At 67.9% G+C, this 17,586-nt stretch carries 18 protein-coding genes; 4 read left to right on the forward strand and 14 right to left on the reverse strand.

What is annotated here, in order from left to right; all coding sequences use genetic code 11:
- Positions 1-61 precede the first annotated feature (61 nt).
- Positions 62-1,414, reverse strand: a complete 1,353-nt coding sequence (locus ACYRGX_RS05350; protein WP_473055576.1) for a CYTH domain-containing protein — start codon at positions 1,412-1,414, stop codon at positions 62-64.
- A gap of 137 nt (positions 1,415-1,551) precedes the next feature.
- Here ACYRGX_RS05350 and ACYRGX_RS05355 point away from each other — a divergent pair, with 137 nt between their 5' ends.
- The 4 genes from ACYRGX_RS05355 to argA all read left to right on the forward strand — a co-directional run bounded on the left by ACYRGX_RS05355 (position 1,552) and on the right by argA (position 6,167).
- On the forward strand, positions 1,552-2,229 hold the full coding sequence (locus ACYRGX_RS05355; protein WP_473055577.1) for a TIGR00153 family protein: 678 nt from the start codon (positions 1,552-1,554) through the stop codon (positions 2,227-2,229).
- Between the two features lie 30 nt (positions 2,230-2,259).
- The gene (locus ACYRGX_RS05360; RefSeq protein ID WP_473055578.1) at positions 2,260-3,525 is read left to right on the forward strand and encodes an inorganic phosphate transporter; all 1,266 of its coding nucleotides are present in this window, start codon (positions 2,260-2,262) and stop codon (positions 3,523-3,525) included.
- 94 nt (positions 3,526-3,619) lie between these two features.
- The gene (gene argE / locus ACYRGX_RS05365; protein WP_473055579.1) at positions 3,620-4,768 is read left to right on the forward strand and encodes an acetylornithine deacetylase; all 1,149 of its coding nucleotides are present in this window, start codon (positions 3,620-3,622) and stop codon (positions 4,766-4,768) included.
- Between the two features lie 94 nt (positions 4,769-4,862).
- Positions 4,863-6,167, forward strand: a complete 1,305-nt coding sequence (gene argA, locus ACYRGX_RS05370; RefSeq protein WP_473055580.1) for an amino-acid N-acetyltransferase — start codon at positions 4,863-4,865, stop codon at positions 6,165-6,167.
- 10 nt (positions 6,168-6,177) lie between these two features.
- On the opposite strand, the gene ACYRGX_RS05375 is transcribed toward argA, so the two are convergent.
- From ACYRGX_RS05375 to rutA, 13 genes are all read right to left on the reverse strand, one after another.
- On the reverse strand, positions 6,178-6,858 hold the full coding sequence (locus ACYRGX_RS05375) for a cysteine hydrolase family protein (protein WP_473055581.1): 681 nt from the start codon (positions 6,856-6,858) through the stop codon (positions 6,178-6,180).
- 33 nt (positions 6,859-6,891) lie between these two features.
- Complete coding sequence (locus tag ACYRGX_RS05380) at positions 6,892-7,818, reverse strand: ABC transporter permease (RefSeq protein WP_473055582.1); 927 nt, start codon at positions 7,816-7,818, stop codon at positions 6,892-6,894.
- Positions 7,818-8,927, reverse strand: a complete 1,110-nt coding sequence (locus ACYRGX_RS05385) for an ABC transporter permease (RefSeq protein ID WP_473055583.1) — start codon at positions 8,925-8,927, stop codon at positions 7,818-7,820. The genes ACYRGX_RS05380 and ACYRGX_RS05385 overlap by 1 nt, the downstream gene beginning before the upstream one ends.
- The gene (locus ACYRGX_RS05390) at positions 8,920-10,428 is read right to left on the reverse strand and encodes an ABC transporter ATP-binding protein (protein ID WP_473055584.1); all 1,509 of its coding nucleotides are present in this window, start codon (positions 10,426-10,428) and stop codon (positions 8,920-8,922) included. Before ACYRGX_RS05390 ends, ACYRGX_RS05385 begins: the two co-directional genes overlap by 8 nt.
- Before the next feature lie 55 nt (positions 10,429-10,483).
- Positions 10,484-11,572 (reverse strand): BMP family ABC transporter substrate-binding protein, encoded by a 1,089-nt coding sequence (locus tag ACYRGX_RS05395; RefSeq protein WP_473055585.1) that lies wholly within the window; start codon positions 11,570-11,572, stop codon positions 10,484-10,486.
- Positions 11,573-11,587: 15 nt separating this feature from the next.
- Positions 11,588-11,974 (reverse strand): VOC family protein, encoded by a 387-nt coding sequence (locus ACYRGX_RS05400; RefSeq protein WP_473055586.1) that lies wholly within the window; start codon positions 11,972-11,974, stop codon positions 11,588-11,590.
- Positions 11,971-12,978 (reverse strand): isopenicillin N synthase family dioxygenase, encoded by a 1,008-nt coding sequence (locus ACYRGX_RS05405; RefSeq protein ID WP_473055587.1) that lies wholly within the window; start codon positions 12,976-12,978, stop codon positions 11,971-11,973. The genes ACYRGX_RS05400 and ACYRGX_RS05405 overlap by 4 nt, the downstream gene beginning before the upstream one ends.
- 286 nt (positions 12,979-13,264) lie before the next feature.
- Complete coding sequence (gene rutF / locus ACYRGX_RS05410) at positions 13,265-13,786, reverse strand: NADH-dependent FMN reductase RutF (RefSeq protein ID WP_473055588.1); 522 nt, start codon at positions 13,784-13,786, stop codon at positions 13,265-13,267.
- A gap of 17 nt (positions 13,787-13,803) precedes the next feature.
- The gene (locus ACYRGX_RS05415; RefSeq protein WP_473055589.1) at positions 13,804-14,391 is read right to left on the reverse strand and encodes a malonic semialdehyde reductase; all 588 of its coding nucleotides are present in this window, start codon (positions 14,389-14,391) and stop codon (positions 13,804-13,806) included.
- Between the two features lie 14 nt (positions 14,392-14,405).
- Positions 14,406-15,182, reverse strand: a complete 777-nt coding sequence (rutD, locus tag ACYRGX_RS05420) for a pyrimidine utilization protein D (protein WP_473055590.1) — start codon at positions 15,180-15,182, stop codon at positions 14,406-14,408.
- Positions 15,183-15,254: 72 nt separating this feature from the next.
- Positions 15,255-15,641: a pyrimidine utilization protein C gene (gene rutC, locus ACYRGX_RS05425; RefSeq protein WP_473055591.1), complete on the reverse strand. Its 387-nt coding sequence runs from the start codon at positions 15,639-15,641 to the stop codon at positions 15,255-15,257.
- Between the two features lie 35 nt (positions 15,642-15,676).
- Positions 15,677-16,399, reverse strand: a complete 723-nt coding sequence (rutB, locus tag ACYRGX_RS05430; protein ID WP_473055592.1) for a pyrimidine utilization protein B — start codon at positions 16,397-16,399, stop codon at positions 15,677-15,679.
- Positions 16,399-17,490, reverse strand: coding sequence for a pyrimidine utilization protein A (gene rutA / locus ACYRGX_RS05435; RefSeq protein ID WP_473055593.1), 1,092 nt, complete (start codon positions 17,488-17,490; stop codon positions 16,399-16,401). The genes rutB and rutA overlap by 1 nt, the downstream gene beginning before the upstream one ends.
- Positions 17,491-17,586 lie beyond the last annotated feature (96 nt).

Below are 17,586 nucleotides of genomic sequence, written 5' to 3' on the forward strand. Positions count from 1 at the left end.
GCGGGGCCAGCAAGGCCCCTTGTGGCGACGACGCGGCTCGCGAACGAAGCCTTGGCGGGCTCTAGCGTTGCAATTCTTTCCAGGGACGCAACTGGGTGACCTGGGCGATCTGTCCGGGGATGGCGTCCAGGTCCGCGTTCTGGGCCAGCTCCGCCAGCTTGGCCAGTTCTCCGTAGAGGCGGTCGAGCTCGCCCAGTTCGAGCGCCTCGCGGGCCTGGCGCAGCCAGGCGAGGATGCGTTCCAGGCGCGGCAGTTGGTCCGCCAGGTCCTGGGGTTGATTACGCAGGCGTTCCAACGGCAGGGCTTGCGCCTCTTCCTTGAGCGTACGCTCCAGCCAGCGCCCCACCGGGGCCGCGCCCATACGCTCGCCGTGCGGCTTGCGCCCGGCGCACCAGCCACGCGCGGCCAGCCAGGCGCCGGCCTGCAGGCTCAGCAGGCCCCAGCGGGTGCCCTGCAGCTCGGCGGCGAACAGCTCCGGCGCCTGGCGGCGCAGCGCCTCGTCCTCACGGCCGGCCAGCAGCCGCGGGCGCCAGTCCTGCAATAGTGCATCGAGCCCGTTGCGCAGCTCGCGGCTGGCGGCGCGGGGGCCGGCCTGGCCGAGGGTGGCGAGCAGCGCGCGCAGGTCCTGCAGTTGCAGTGACCATTGTTCGAGCAGCTTCCACTGGCCGCTGAAGCGGTACTGCTCGGCGAGGCGTCCGGCGTTGCCCAGCAGGCGAGCGGCGAGCGTGGCGAAGCTGTCGTCGAGGCTGGCCAGCGGGTCGAGCGGCGTGGCCGGCAGCAGCGCCTGGTAGGCGTTGGGCGCGTACAGCCGATAGCCCCGTTCGGCCTTGCTGATGTCGCAGGGCAGCAGCGGCAGATCGGCGGCCAGTTGCGCGGCGAGCTCCAGCAGCGCCGCGGGCTCGCCTCGGCGCAGTTCCAGTTCGACTTCGCTGATCGGCTCTTCACGCTCGCCGGCGATCACCTTGCCGCGGTCGAGGGCGACCTCGATCACCACCTTGGCCTTGCCGCGACCCCAGGCGATCTCCGCGTATTCGCGGGTGAAGTCGGTGCTGAACACCGGCTGCAGGCGCGCCTTGTCCAGCGCGGCCAACGCCTGCGGCCAGCAGTGGTCGTCGAGCAGCGCGACGTCCAGCTCGGCGCTCGGCAACGGCCATTCCCATTCGTTGCGCTCGGAGAGTCCGGCCACGCTCTGTCCGCGGCTCTTGAAGGTCTGGATGAACTGCTCGCCGTCACGCCGCACGCGCAACGCCACGCGGGCCGCGGCCAGCGCCAGGTCGTCGCTGTCGTAGTAGCGGTTGAGCAGTTCACGGCTGGCCCAGCCGCTCTTGTTGCGCTTCTTCAGCAGGGGATGGTCGCGCAGGGCGGCGAGAGTCTCGGCGCTGGCGCCCAGTTTGATTTCGGTTTCTTTGTTCACGGCGGATCCGATAGGGCAGGAATGTCGCCATTATCGCCGATTCCGACGCGCTGCGATGCCCGCTCGGCGATGACCCGCTATGGCGAGGTCTTCGGGTCACCCTTATAATTGCGCCCTCATCGTCCACGGGATCGCCCATGCCGACCAACCCCTTCGTCAGTCTCTTCGGCCGTTCACCCATCGGCCCGATGCAGCAGCACATCGCCAAATCCCACGAGTGCGCCGCCAACCTGGTGCCCTTCTTCCAGGCCGTGATGGCCGAGGACTGGGAGCGCGTCGAGCACGTGCAGCAGGAGATGGTGAGGCTGGAGCGCGAGGCCGACAAGCTCAAGAAGAGCGTGCGCCTGCACCTTCCCAAGAGCCTGTTCCTGCCGGTGCCTCGTTCCGACCTGCTGGAACTGCTCAGCGTGCAGGACAAGATCGCCAACCGTGCCAAGGACATCGCCGGGCTGATGCTTGGCCGTTGCATGAAGGTGCCGCCGGCGCTGCAGCCGCAGATGCTCACCTACGTGCAGCGCACCGTGGATGCCAGCGCCCAGGCGCTGAAGGCGATGAACGAGCTGGATTCGCTGCTCGAGACCGGTTTCTCCGGTCGCGAAGCCACCCTGGTGGAGTCCATGGTGGAAGAGCTCGACAGCATCGAGGATGACACCGACCGCCTGCAGATCGAGGTGCGTCGTGCCTTGTTCCGCCTGGAGAAGGAACTACCGCCGGTGGACGTGATGTTCCTCTACAAGATCATCGACTGGGTCGGTGACGTCGCCGACCGTGCCCAGCGCGTGGGCAATCGACTGGAACAACTGCTGGCGCGCTAGTGGCGTCTTTCGGATAACAGGTAACTTCCTATGTCTTTCATTGCGGATTACGGCTTCGTACTCCTTGTTCTCGCCTGCGTCTTCGGTTTCTTCATGGCCTGGGGCGTGGGCGCCAATGACGTCGCCAATGCCATGGGCACCTCGGTCGGCTCGCGCGCGCTGACCATCCGCCAGGCGATTTTCATCGCCATGGTCTTCGAGTTCTGCGGTGCCTACCTGGCCGGTGGCGAGGTCACCGAAACGATCAAGAACGGCATCGTCGATGCCTCGGCGATCACCCCCGACCTGATGGTCCTGGGCATGCTCTCGGCCCTGCTGGCCGCCGGCACCTGGCTGTTGATCGCCACCAGCAAGGGCTGGCCGGTGTCGACCACGCACACCATCGTCGGCGCGGTGATCGGCTTCGCCGCCGTGGGCATCTCGGTGGACGCGGTGCACTGGCACGCCATCGGCCCGATCGTCGCCAGCTGGGTGGTCACGCCGCTGCTCTCGGGGATGATCGCCTTCGGCATCTTCATGACCGTGCAGCGCTTCATCATCAACACCGAGGACCCGTTCCACAACGCCAAGCGCTACGTGCCGGTGTACATGTTCGCCACCGGCTTCATGGTCGCGCTGATGACCGTGACCAAGGGGCTCAAGCACGTCGGCCTGTCGCTCTCCGGGGCGGAAAGCATCCTCCTCGCGCTGGCCATCGGCGTGGCGGTGATGCTGCTGGGCGTCGCCCTGCTGTCGCGCATCAAGCTCGACCCCGAGGCCAACCGCACCTTCCAGTTCGCCAGCGTGGAAAAGGTCTTCGCCACCCTGATGATCTTCACCGCCTGCTCCATGGCCTTCGCCCACGGTGCCAATGACGTGGCCAATGCGGTGGGGCCTCTGGCGGCGATCGCGGGCGTCATCTCCGCCGGCGGCGACCTGACCGTGGGCGCCAAGTCCGCGGTGCCCGGTTGGGTCCTGTTGCTCGGTGCGGTGGGCATCGTGGTCGGCCTGGCCACCTACGGCTACAAGGTGATCGCCACCATCGGCAAGGAAATCACCGAGCTGACCCCCAGCCGCGGTTTCGCCGCCGAGCTGGCCACCGCCAGCACCGTGGTCGGCGCCTCCGCCATCGGCCTGCCGGTATCCACCACCCATACCCTGGTCGGCGCGGTGCTCGGCATCGGCATCGCCCGCGGTATCGGCGCGCTGAACCTGGGCGTGATCGGCTCGATCTTCGTCTCCTGGATCATCACCCTGCCGGCTGGCGCCGCGCTGTCCATCCTGTTCTTCACCATCCTCAAGGCGATCTTCGTCTGACGGCTCATCGGCCGGTCGCCGCCGTGACCGGCCGAACGCTTCCTGCGCTGCGGCAAATGGCCCTATGATGGGCCGCCGCCCAGGAGCCACGCACATGCCCCTGCCGAACCTGCAAGAGCGCTTCGCCGCGCTGATCGCCGCCCCCTCGGTGAGCTGCACCCAGGCGAGTCTCGATCAGAGCAATCGTCCGGTCATCGAACTGCTCCAGGCCTGGTTCGCCGACCTCGGCTTCGCCTGCGAAGTGCAGGAAGTCACCCCCGGCAAATTCAACCTGCTGGCCAGCCTGGGCAGCGGCCCCGGTGGTTTGGTGCTGGCCGGCCACAGCGACACCGTGCCCTGCGATCCCGCCCTGTGGAAGAGTGACCCGCTGCGCCTGCGCGAGGCCGATGACCGCTGGTACGGCCTGGGCGTGTGCGACATGAAGGGCTTCTTCGCGCTGATCGTCGAAGCCGTACTGCCGTTGCTCGAGCAACGCTTCGACCGGCCGCTGCTGGTGCTCGCGACCTGCGACGAGGAGAGCTCGATGTCCGGCGCCCGCGCGTTGGCCGAGGCGGGGCGACCGCTGGGGCGCGCGGCGGTGATCGGCGAACCCACCGGGCTGCGTCCGGTGCGCCTGCACAAGGGGATCATGATGGAGCGACTGGAATGGCTCGGACAGAGCGGCCATTCCTCCGACCCGAGCCTGGGCAGCAGCGCCATGGAGGCGATGCACGAAGCCCTCGGCGAGTTGCTCGCGCTGCGTGGCGAATGGCAGGCGCAGTACCGCAACCCGTTGTTCGACGTCGCAGTGCCGACCCTCAACCTGGGCTGCATCCACGGCGGCGACAACCCCAACCGCATCTGTGGCCAGTGCGCCCTGGAGTTCGACCTGCGGCCGCTGCCGGGGATGGACCCGCAGCAACTGCGCGAGGCGATCTTCACCCGCTTGCAACCGCTGGCCGAGCGGCGCGGCGTGGCGCTGGACTACGCGCCACTGTTCCCGGCGGTGCCGCCGTTCGAAGAACCCGCCGAAAGTGAACTGGTACGCTTGGCCGAGCGGCTCACCGGACATCAGGCCGAGGCGGTCGCCTTCGCCACCGAGGCGCCCTATCTGCAGTCGCTCGGCTGCCAGACGCTGGTGCTCGGTCCCGGCGACATCGCCTGTGCCCATCAACCCGACGAGTACCTGGATCTCTCACGCATCACGCCCACGGTAGACCTGTTGCGCGGGATGATTCAGCATTACTGCCTCAAGCCCGCGTAACCAGAAGGAACCGCAGAACGTGTTGCGACGACGATAGCCCGCATTTCCATTCCCCCGCCAGGCTCATCATTCACCGTCCGGGTTCCCCATTCCCATGCAAAACGATTCCGTCCACTGGCTACGCCACGCATCGCCCTACATCAACGCCCACCGGGAGCGCACCTTCGTGGTGATGCTGCCCGGCGACGGCGTCGCCCACGCCAACTTCGGCACCATCGTGCATGACCTGGTGCTGCTGCACAGCCTCGGCGTGCGCCTGGTGCTGGTGCATGGTTCGCGCCCGCAGATCGAGGCGCGGCTTGCCCAGCGCGACCTGCAGCCGAGCTATCACCGCGATTTGCGCATCACCGACACGCCGACCCTGGAGTGCGTGATCGAGGCGGTGGGCGCGCTGCGCATCGCCATCGAGGCGCGCCTGTCGATGGACATGGCCGCCTCGCCGATGCAGGGCGCGCGGCTGCGCGTGACCAGCGGCAATTACGTCACCGCACGGCCGATCGGTGTGCTCGATGGCGTCGACTTCCACCACACCGGCGAAGTGCGGCGTATCGACCGCAAGGGCATCGGCCGCCAGCTCGACGAGCGCAATATCGTGCTGCTCTCGCCGCTGGGCTACTCGCCGACCGGCGAGGTGTTCAACCTCGCCTGCGAGGACGTGGCGATGCGTGCCGCGGTCGACCTGGGCGCGGACAAGCTGATCCTCTTCGGCGCCGAGCACGGCCTGCTCGGCGAGGACGGCAAGCTGATCCGCGAGTTGCGCCCGCAACAGGTGCCGGCGCACCTCAAGCGTCTGGGCAGCTGCTACCAGGCCGAACTGCTCGACGCCGCCGCCCAGGCCTGCCGTGCCGGGGTCAAGCGTGCGCACATCGTCAGCTATGCCGAAGACGGCGCGCTGCTCACCGAGCTGTTCACCCGTGACGGCGGCGGCACCCTGGTCGACCAGGAGCAGTTCGAGCAGATCCGCGAGGCGACCATCAAGGACGTCGGCGGGCTGATCGACCTCATCACCCCGCTGGAGGAACAGGGCATCCTCGTGCGCCGCTCCCGTGAGGTGCTCGAACGGGAGATCGAGCAGTTCACCATCATCGAGCGCGACGGTCTGATCATCGCCTGCGCGGCGCTCTACCCGATCGCCGATTCCCAGGCCGGCGAGCTCGCCTGCCTGGCGGTGAATCCGGCCTATCGCCATGGCCAGCGCGGCGACGAACTGCTCGAACGCATCGAGGAGCGCGCCCGCGCCGCCGGGCTGAACACCCTGTTCGTGCTCACCACGCGCACCGCGCACTGGTTCCGCGAGCGTGGCTTCGAGCCCAGTGGCGTCGAGCGTCTGCCGGCGGCGCGCGCCTCGCTGTACAACTTTCAGCGCAATTCGAAGATCTTCGAGAAGGTGCTGGCGTAGGGCGGAGGTTTCAGCGGGCTTCGCGCCATACCGTCAACAGATCCTGCGATTCCATCACCAGGCCCAGGTGCAGGGAGACCATCGACAGCGCTGCGCCTTCCAGGTGCTCGTCGGTGCCGCGCACCAGGTCACGCAGGACGATCACCCGGTAGTTCAGGTTGCTCGCCTCGAAGGCGCTGTTGAGCACGCAGCAGTCGGTGAAGCCGCCGTCGAACACCAGGGTGTCGATACGCTGGTTGCGCAGCAGGAAATCCAGGTCGGTCGGGTAGAAGGCCGACAGCCTGCGCTTGTTGGAGACGCTGAGGTCGCCGGGCTCGACGCGGGTCATCCACTCGGTCCAGCGCGAGCCCTCCAGGGCGTGCTCGGCGTGGTTGGGAATCGCGCCGATGTGCAGCGGGAAGGTACGCCGCCAGGCGGCGGGAATGCCGCCGAGGTCGTCCGAGCCGTCGGCGCGCAGCACCGAGCGCACGTGCACGATGCGCACGCCCAGGGCACGGGCGGCGTCGTGGAAGGCATCCACCGGTTCCACCAGCGCCTGCGCCCGGGGCGCCGGGCAGGGGCAGTCCGGCGACGGATCGAGGTGGCCGCGGTGCAGGTCGATGGAGATCACCGCGGTGCGCGCGGGATCGAGGTAGTCGGCGAACTGCGACGGGTCCAGCTCGCGGGGTTTTTCGTAGACGAAGGTGCGCATGGGCTTTCCTGGAAATGAGTGAGCGGTGAGCGGCTAGCGCCGCTCCTCGCGGACGTAGGCCTCGCCCAGGGCGCCGGGCTGTGCGCTGCGCGCGCGGCCTTGCACGGCCACCCAGATCATCACCGCCAGGGTCACCGCGTAGGGCGTCATCAGCACGAAGTATTGCGGCAGGCGGATGCCGGCGGCGGCCAGTTGCGGGATCAGTGCCTCGATGCAGCCGAACAGCACGGCGCCGGCCAGCGCCTTCCACGGCGACCAGCGGGCGAAGATCACCAGGGCCACGGCGATCCAGCCGCGTCCACCGGCCATGTCGGCGATCCACAGCTTGGTCGAGAGCACCGACATGTAGGCGCCGGCCAGGCCCACCAGCGCCGAGCCGGCGAGCACCGCCCAGAAGCGGTAGGCGAGCACCGGGATGCCGGCGGCGTCGGCCGCCTGCGGGTTCTCGCCGACCGCGCGCAGGCGCAGGCCGGTGGTGCTGCGCTCGAGGAACCAGACCACGGCTAGGAAGATCGGCAGGGTCAGGTAGACCATCGGGTTCTGCACGAACAGCTTGCCCACCACCGGCAGCTCGGAGAGCGGCCACAGCGGCAACGCGGCGAGGCCGTGCACCGGTTGGTTGGTCCACTCCAGCAGCGTGCCGAGCAGGCTGGTCAGGCCCTGGCAGAAGAACACCAGGGTCAGCCCGGCGATCACCTGATTGACCCGCAGGAGGATCACCATCACCGCGAACAGCACCGACACCGCGGCGGCGGCGGCCATCCCGGCGAGCAGCGACAGGCCGGGCAGGCCGAAGCCGAGCTGGCAGCCGATGCCGGCCAGGGCGCCGGCGAGCAGCAGGCCCTCGGCCCCCAGTGCCAGTACCCCGGCGCGCTCGCAGATGATCAGGCCCAGTGCGGCGAGCGCGTAGGGGACGGCGAAGTCCGGCAGGTTGCCGAGCCAGCTGGCGATCACGTCCATCAGCTTTCCCCCCCGGCGACGCGGCGAATGCGGTGGCGGATGAAGAAGTCGGAGGAGGCCACGCAGATCACCACCAGCGCCTGGATCAGTTGCACCATGGAGAAGGGGATCTGGTAGAACACCTGCAGGTTGCGCCCGGCGACGAACAGCGCCGCGACCAGGATGCCGACCAGGGTGGCGGCCAGCGGGTTGTTGCGCGCGAGGAAGGCGATGAGGATTCCGGAGAAGCCATAGCCGCTGTAGAACGCCTGGGTCAGGCGCCCCTCCTGGCCGGTGGTGACCACGCAGCCGGCGATGCCTGCCAGTGCGCCGGAGAGCAGCACGGTGCCGATGATCACCTGGCGTACCGGCACGCCGTTGGCGGCGGCCACCTTGGGTGCGGCGTCGACGAAGCGCAGGTACAGCCCGGCGCGGCAGATGCGCACGAACCACCAGGCCAGCAGTGCCACCGCCACGGCCAGTGGAATGGCCAGGCTGTAGCCGTCGAGGAATTCCGGCAGGCGCTCGAAGGCGCGGTACTGCGGCGAGTAGGGGAAGCTGTCCTTGGGATCCTTCCAGGCGCCGTAGACCAGGTGCAGGAGGAAGTTCGCGGCGATGTAGTTGAGCATCAGCGTGGAGATGATCTCGTTGAGCGACAGCTTCAGCTTGAGCAGCACCGGTGCCACGGCCCAGGCCAGGCCGGCCAGCGCGGCGGCGACGAACATCAGCAGCAGGCGCGTGGATTCCGGGCCGATCTGCAGCAGCGAGACGGCGGTGGCGGCGATCCCGCCGAAGATCATCTGCCCCTCCAGGCCGAGGTTCCAGAAACGCGCACGGAACGCCAGGCAGCCGGCGATGCCGACCATGACGATGGGCGCCGCCTGGAACAGCACGGCCTTGAGGCTCTGCACGTCGAACAGGGTGAGGATCACGAACTCGTTGAGCAGCTCGCCACCGGGCACCCCGGCGGCGATCAGGATCGCCGCGGACAGGCCCAGGCCGAGCAGCAGCGACAGCAGCAGGATCGCCAGTTGCCAGGGCCAGGCCATCTGCTGGCGGATTTCCAGGGTGTAGCGCCGCTCCAGCAGCGCCGGGCGCCGGGGAGCGGCAGGGGATGCGCTTTCAGACATGGTTCACCATCGCTTTGCCGATCGCCTGGCGGTCGGCCGGTCGTTGGAATTCGCCGACGATGCGCCCGGCGCTCATCACGCCGATGCGGTCGGCCAGCGCCAGTACCTCGTCGAGGTCTTCGCTGATCAGCAATACCGCGGCGCCGGCGGCGCGGGCGTCGAGCAGGCGCTGGTGCACCGCCGCGCCAGCGCGCACGTCGAGCCCGCGGCTGGGACTGTGGGCGAGGACGATGGCCGGCTCGCGGGAGAACTCCCGGGCGATCACCAGCTTCTGCGCGTTGCCGCCGGAGAGCAGCGCGGCCTTCTGCGCCGGCGAGCGCACGCCCTGCACGTCGAAGCGTTCCACCGCCTGCAGCGCATCGCTGCGGGCGCGGCCTTCGCGCAGGTGCCAGAACGGTCCGTAGCGGCCGCTGTGGACCTGGCCGATGGCGAAGTTCTCGGCGATCGACAGCTCGCCGGCCAGCGCCAGGCCGTAGCGGTCGGCGGGAATCACCGCGATGCGCAGGGCGCGGCGCTGCTCGGGGCTGGCCGCGCGCAGGTCGCCGAAGCCTTCCAGCTGGATCTCGCCCTCGCAGGGTTCGGGCAGGCCCATGAGCACGTTGGCCAGTTCCGCCTGGCCGTTGCCGCCGACCCCGGCGATGCCGTAGATCTCGCCACCGCGCAAGGCCAGGTCGATGCCGTCGAGCACGCGCTTGCCGCCGTTTTCCGGCGAGCGCAGGCCGCGAATGCGCAGACGTTCGGCGCCGGCTTCGCTGCGCGGATGATCGGCTGCGGGGAGGGATTCGCCGACGGTCAGGCGCACCAGTTCGGCGATCTCCACCTGCGTCGGATCGAGGGTCTGCAGGGTGCGCCCGCTGCGCATCACCGTGACGCGGTCGGCGAAGCGCTTGACGTCGTTCATGCGGTGGGTGACCAGCACCACCGCCGCACCCTTGGCGGCGAGCTGGCGCACGGTGGCGAGCAGGCGCTCGCCCTCCTGGTCGGTGAGCACCGCGGTGGGTTCGTCGAGGATCAGGATGCGCGCGCCGGCGAGCAGCACCTTGAGGATCTCCACGCGCTGCTGTTCGGCGATGGACAGGTCTTCCACCCGCGCCCGTGGGTCGATGGCGAAGCCGATCTGCGCGGCCTTCTCGGCGATCTGCGCCTCCAGTGCGCGCAGGCGCTTGCGGTGGCTGCCGCTACCGCGCGGCAGGCCGAGGAGGATGTTCTCGGCGACCGTGAAGGGCTTCACCAGCTTGAAGTGCTGGTGAACCATGCCGATGCCGTGGCGCGCGGCCTCGGCCGGGCCTTTCAGGCGCACCGGGTTGTCGTCGATGAGGAACTCGCCGCGCTCGGGGGCGTAGAGCCCGGCGGCGATGTTCATCAGGGTGGATTTGCCGGCGCCGTTCTCGCCGAGCAGGGCGTGAACTTCGCCCCAGCGCACGGTGAAATCGGCTTCGGCGAGGGCCTTGAAGCCATCGAAGCTCTTCTCGACGGCGGACAGCTGCAACGCATTGGGCATGGCGGATCTCGAAACCAGATACGGGCCGGCGCCGCCAGGGCGGCGCCGGTATCGATCACTCCTGGGTGATCACGCCGTCGACGTACCAGTCCATCTTCCACAGGTCGGCATCCGACAGCACGCCGCCGGCGGGGACCCGCTCGGTGCCGTCGCGGTCTTTCAGCGGGCCTGCGTAGATGTTCTTGCCGTCGAGGATCGCCTGGCGCTCGGCCATGATCTTGGCCTTGGCCGCTTCCGGCAGCGCGACCTTGCCGAAGGCGATGTCGCCGCCGCCCTCGGACATGGTCATGAAGGCGCCATAAGGATTCGGCTGCCAGTTACCGGCGATGATCTTCTTCACCTCCGGCACCAGGAAGCGGTCCCAGGTCCAGACGGCCGAGCAGATGGTCGCGTCCGGGGCGAACTGCGACAGGTCGCGGTGGTGCCCGGTGGCGTACACGCCGCGTTCCTGGGCGACGATCTGTGGGGTGGGCGTATCGACGTGCTGGCCGATGACGTCGGCACCCTGGTCGATCAGCGCCATGGCGGCGGCGCGTTCCTTCACCGGGTCGTTCCAGGCGCCGGTGTAGATCACCGTGGTGGTGGCCTTGGGGTTCATCTGCTTCGCGCCCATCTCGTAGGCGTTGACCGTCCAGTTCACCACGCCGAACGGGTTGGCGGCGACGAAACCGAGCTTGCCCGTCTTGGACATGGCGCCGGCGGCCATGCCGCACAGGTAGTGGGTCTCGTAGGTGCGACCGTAGAAGGACTCCAGGTTGTGCCCGTTGGTGGTGCCCGAACCGTTGAGGAAGGCCACGTCCGGGTACTTGTCGGCCAGCTCCTTGAAGGTGTCGGAGTAGCCGAAGGCAGTGCCGATGACGATGTTCGCGCCGCGCGCGATGAAGCGCTCGGCCGCCGGCTTGATCGCCGAGGCGCTCTCCGGGACTTCCTCGACGAACTGGATCTTCTGCCCCAGTTCCTTCTCCATCTTCACCCGCGCCTCTTCGAAGGCCTGGGTCCAGCCGCCGTCGTTGCGCGGACCGAACATGATCATGGCGATCTTCGGCTCACCCTTGAGGGTGAAGCCTTCGTCGGCCAGGGCGGTACCGGCCGCGGTCAGCAGCAGGGCGGCGCAGGCGGTCTTGCGAATCCATCCGTTGAGCATGGTGCGTCTCTCCGTTCAGAGCATGTAATTGATGCGGAACACGTTGCCCTCGGGATCGAGGAGCACCGCCTGGTACCAGTTGTAATAGGTGAGGTACGGGGGCTTGATCAGCGTCGCCCCGGCCTCCACCGCCAGCGGCACGCAGGCGTCCACCTCGGCCTGGCTGTCGACGTCGATGTTGAGCAGGAACTTCACCCCGCGGGTATCGGCGTGCTCGGCCAGGTTGAGCAGCTCGTAGGCATCCAGCGCGTTGAAGCCCAGGCTCGATTTGCCGGTGTCCAGGCCGCGGAAGATCGGCGAGCGGATCGCCTCGATCTCGGCGAAGCCGAACACCCGCTGGTAGAAGCCCGACAGCGCGACCACGTCGCGGGCGAACACGTTGACGTAGGAGAGGGTGCTCACGCGGCATCCTCCGCCACGCCCTTGCCGAAGGTGGTCTGCTTGACGAACTTCGAACGCAGGTGGTCGCCGGAGCTGATCGGCGCGTGGCGGGCGGTCTCGCCCTCGCCCAGGCAACTGGGCAGGCACTCGACCATGGCGTCGTAGTTGGGCTGGTGGAAGAACACCAGCGACTGACGGCGCGCATTGCTCGGCGCCTCCAGCTCGGGAACGATCACCCGGTGCACGGTGGAGATCCAGCGGTCGTTGGTCCACTGCATCATCAGATCGCCGATGTTCACCGCGAAGCCGTCCTCGACGAAGGGCACGTCGACCCATTCGCCCGCCTTGTTGCGCACCTGCAGGCCGGGCGCGTCGGGGAGCACGATGGTCATGCTGCCGTAGTCGCTGTGCGGGCTGGCGCGATACTGGCCGGGTTCGGCGGGTTGCGTCAGCGCGGGATAGCTGAGCACCCGGAACATGCTGATGTGGCGATCGACCTTGTCGTCGAAGTAATCCTCCGGCAGCTCCAGGGCGAGGGCGAAGATGCGCATCATGCGCAGGGCCAGTTCGCTCATCGCGGCGAAGTACTGCTCGTAGGCCTGACGGAACTCATGGCCTTCGGGCCAGACGTTGGGCGCGAAGTGCGGGCCGGCCTCGGGGCCGTTGAAGTAGGGCTCGTCGGGCACGTCGCTGGGGCCGACCGAGAAGGATTCCTTGAGGTCGCCAGGGGCGGCTTCGTCGGTGCTGTAGGAGAGGCTTTCCTCGGCGACCGCGGAAAAGCCGCGGACCTGATCCGGGCGTGGCCGGTCGACCTTGCGCTTGGTTTCCAGCGGCAGGGCGAAGAACGCCTCGGAGAGGCCGCGCACCCGGGCGATCAGCTCGGCGGGAATGCGATGGTTCTTGATGATCAGGAATCCGATATCCCGGCAGGCTTCATCCACCGCCCTGGCGACCTGTTGCTTCCCATCCTGGGAGGCTTGGAAATAGGGTTCGAGATCGATGATCGGCACATAAGACAGCGTCATCTTGCTCTCCATGGGTTGGTTGGAAAGTCGTTGCGGCAGCTGTTCATGCGAGACCCTTCGAGGTCGCGCGCAAGGGAGTGCGAATAGCTTTCTAATAGTTCTTCTGGCATCGGATAGAGCAACCGGCGTGCCAGTATTTGATCGATCGGTCAAACCTAATTAAGTATTTTATTTCAGTGACTTAGCTCCTCGCTCCAATGATTTTCAGGATGCCTGTGCACCCTGTTCGCGTGCCCTGCACCAAAGCGGATCGCGCCCTTGCACGGAATACGGGCGCGCCCTCGAGTCAGGCGCCGAGCCCGTGGTAGGCGCGTTCGAAATACATCAGGCCGCGTGCGCCTTGCCCGTGGCGGATGCCCAGGACCTCGCAATAGAGCACGTCATGGCTGCCCACCGGGTGGCGCTGGACGATGCGGCAATCGAAGGCGATCAGCGCGTCATCGAGCAACGGCGCACCGGTTTCCAGGCTGGACCAGCAGGCGCCGGCGAAGCGCTCGTCCATCGGCGTCTTGCCGCCGAACAGGTTGGACAGCTCGTGCTGGCCATGGGCGAGGACGTTGACGCACAGCGCGCTGTTGGCCTGGAACACCGGGTAGGCGGAGGCATTGCGGTTGAGGCAGACGAGCAGCGTCGGCGGCTCGTCGGTGACGCTGCATACCGCCGAGGCGGTGAAGCCGGCGCGGCCGCCGGGGCCGTCGGTGGTCACCAGGTTCACGGCGGCGCCGAGGCGCGCCATGGCGTCGCGGTAGTCCTTGCGGTCCACCACCGGCGGCAGGCTGGCGGGGCGATCGAGCGGGGCTGCGAGCATGGTCGTCATCTCCGTTGTCAGGCGAGGCTGCAGGCGTCGGCGAAGTCCAGCCGCGGCAGGCGCGGGTGCAGCTTCTCCGGCAGGCCATGGCCGAGGTTGATGAGCAGGTTGGCGGTCCATTGGCCGTCGGCGAAGAAGGCGGCATCGAGCTTCTTCGCGTCGAAGCCGGACATCGGCCCGGCATCCAGGCCCAGGGAGCGCGCGGCGAGGATCAGGTAGGCCGCCTGCAGCGAGCTGTTGCGCAGCGCGGTCTGCTCGGCGAAGGCCGGGCTGGAGGTGAACCAGCTGCGTGCGTCGGCGTGCGGGAAGAGCTGCGGCAGCGCGTCGAAGAACTGCGTGTCGTAGGCGACGATCACCGTCACCGGCGCAGCCATGGTCTTTTCCAGGTTGCCGGAGGACAGGCACGGGCGCAGGCGTTCCTTGCCCTCGGCGCTGCGCACGAAGACGAAGCGCGCCGGGCTGCAGTTGGCCGAAGTCGGGCCCATGCGGGTCAGCGCGTAGAGCCGCTGCAGTTGCTCGTCGCTGACGGCGGCGTCGCTCCAGTAGGAATGGGTGCGGGCCTCGAGGAACAGTTGGTCGAGGGCGCTATCGTCGAGAACGGACATGCAGGCTCCGTGGTTCAGGCCGGCTGCTGCTGGAGGAAGGCCAGCAGGCTGGCCTCGAAGGCCGCCGGTTCGGTGTGGTTGATGGCGTGGCCGCCGAAATCGTGCAGCTCCAGGCGCGCGTCGGGCAGGCCGGCGGCCAGTTGCTGCGAACGCACCCAGGGCACCAGGGTGTCGTCGCGGCTGGCGATGACCAGCGTCGGCACGTCGATGTCCCCCAGTCGCGCCTCGATGTCGAAGGCGCGCAGGGCGCCGATACGTGCCAGGGTGTTGGCCTTGCCGGGGAAGTGCGCCAGGGCGTGGGCGACTTCCGCCTCGACCCGCGCGTGGTGCTCCAGCAGCCAGCTCGGCGGGTAGAGAAAGATCGGCTGGGCAGCGACGTAGGCCGCGGGGCCTGCGTGTTCCAGCAAGGCGATGCGCGCGTCGAAGCAGCGCCCGCTGTGGGCGTTCGGCGTGGCCCAGGCGTTGATCGCCACCAGGCTGCGCAACGCGCCGGGGCGGCGCAGCGCCAACTGCAGGCCGACCAGCGCGCCGAGGGCGTGGCCGACGAAGTCCACGCGGGTCTCGCCGAGTTCGTCGAGCAGCGCCTCGACCTCGGCGGCCATGGCGTCGATGGAGTAATCGGCCGGCAGCTCGGCGGGGCTGCGCCCGGTGCCGAGCTGGTCGTAGACGATCACCTTCAGGTGGCCGAGCGCGTCCAGGTGCGGTGTCCAGTAGGCGGCCGAGCCGCCGAGTCCGGAGGACAGCAGAATGCTGTGCTCGGCCCGCGGGTCGCCGTGGATTTCATAGTGCATGCAAGGCTCCTGCAACACGCGCATGGCGCTGCCTGCCGTCGCCCGGCAGGCGCGCCGGGCGACGGGACCGGATCATTGGCCGACGTGGGCGATGCTGGCGATCTCGATCAGCGCGTCGGGCTTCACCAGGCCGCACTGGATGCAGTAGCGCGCCGGTTTCTCGCCCGGGAAGTACTCGGCGTACACCGCGTTGACCGCGGCGTAGTTGGCCCAGTCGGTGATCATGATCATGTTGAAGGTGACGTCGTCCATGCTGCCGCCGGCGGTCTCGACGACGCCCTTGATGATCTCCAGCACGTGACGGGTCTGCGCGGCGGCATCGCCGACGTGGACCACGTTATTGTCCTTGTCGAAGGGCAGGGTGCCGGAGACATAGAGCACGCCATCGGCCAGCGAACCCGGAACGAAGGGTGCCAGGGGTTTGCCGGAACCGGCGGGGATGATCGATTGCTTGGGCATGGCAAGGCTTCCTGTGTTTTTCTCGAAAGGGGCGTTCAGCGGGCGAGCGTGGTGCAGAAGTCGTCGACGTTGGAGACCCAGCCGAAGAAGGTCTCGATGTTCCAGATCGCCGCGTCGTGGGCCGAGCGCGGGCCGGCCTGGTGGCAGGCGTCTTCCAGGCAGATGCCGAAGTACTCGAGGAAGAAGCCGTCGCGCAGGGTCGACTCGACGCAGACGTTGGTGGCGATGCCGGTGAACACCAGGTTCTTGATCCCGCGGGCGCGCAGCATGCTGTCCAGCGGGGTGTTGAAGAAGCCGCTGTAGCGCGGCTTGGGCATGACGATGTCGCCCTCCTGGGGCTGCAGCTCATCGACCAGTTCATAGTCCCAGCCGCCCTTGGCGAGCAGCGTGCCCTGCAGCTCCGGGCGCTTCTTCATGGTCTTCAGCGCGTTGGACTTGTGCCAGTTCGGCGAGCCGGGGCCGCCGGCCTCGACATAGGCGCTGTCCCAGCCGTTCTGGAAGAAGATCACCTGCACCCCGGCGGCGCGGGCGGCGGCGATGGCGACCTTGATCTTCTCGATCACCGGCCCGGTGTGGGACACGTCGAAGCCGGCCAGATCCAGGTAGCCGCCCTGGGTCGAATAGGCGTTCTGCATGTCCACCACGATCAGCGCGGTCTGGCTCGGGCGCAGGGCGATGGGTTCCGGGCGCGCCGGCAGGGTCAGCGGGGTGCTCGCGTCGGCCGGTAGGTCATAGCCGGAAACGGTGGTCTGGCTCATCAGGCGATTTCCTCGAGTTGGGCGACGACGTGCTGGCGGCTCTGCATCAGCGGCTGGACGTACTTGCCGAACTTGTCGATGCCTTCGAGGAAGTCGTCGAAGGTGAGCATCACGCCCTCGGTGCCGGGCACGGTGGCGACTTCGTCGAGCATCGCCGCGACCTGCTCATAGGAACCCACCAGGGTGCCCATGTTGATGTTCACCGCCGAGGTCGGGTCGGACATCTGGCGCACGTTGGTGTCGCTGCCGGACTTGGTGTCGGCGGCGGCCTGGTCGCCCAGCCAGGCGATGGCCTCCTGGTCGGCGCCGGCCTTGTAGTGTTCCCACTTGGCGCGGGCGGCTTGCTCGGTTTCCTCGGCGATGACCATGAACAGCACGCAGGAGGTCACTTCGCGGCCAGTCTTGGCGGTGGCCGCGAGCAGCCGCTCGGTGGCCGGGGCGAAGGCCTTGGGCGTGTTCACGCCCTTGCCGAAGCAGAAGTTGTAGTCGGCGTACTGCGCGGAGAAGGCCATGCCGGCGTCGGAGGAGCCGGCGCAGATGATCTTCATGTCGGTCTGCGGTTTCGGGCTGACGCGGCAGTCTTCCATCTGGAAGTGCTTGCCCTTGAGGTCGCTGTGCCCGGTTTCCCACAGGTCGCGCAGGACCTGGGCGTACTCGCCGAGGTATTCGTAGCGGGTGGAGAAGAACTCATCGCCCGGCCACAGGCCCATCTGCGAGTACTCGGGGCGCTGCCAGCCGGTGACCAGGTTGACGCCGAAGCGCCCGCCGGAAATCGAATCGATGGTGCTGGCCATGCGCGCGACGATCGCCGGCGGCAGGGTCAGGGTGGCGGCGGTGGCGAACAGCTTGATCTTGCTGGTCACCGCGGCGAGGCCCGCCATCAGGGTGAAGGACTCCAGGTTGTGCTCCCAGAACTCGGTCTTACCGCCGAAGCCGCGCAGCTTGATCATCGACAGGGCGAAGTCGAAGCCATAGGACTCGGCCTTGAGGGTGATGGCCTTGTTCAGCTCGAAGCTGGGCATGTACTGCGGGGCCGTCTCGGAGATCAGCCAGCCGTTGTTACCGATCGGTATGAATACGCCGACGTTCATGAATCCCTCCTATATGCGCGTTTTTCGCAGCGGATAGCGGCACGATGCCGGCATGCTTGCGAGTTAAGCATTGTCGGGATGAGAGCACGGAGCGTG

The sequence above is a fragment of the Pseudomonas sp. R4-15 genome (genome assembly GCF_055768815.1).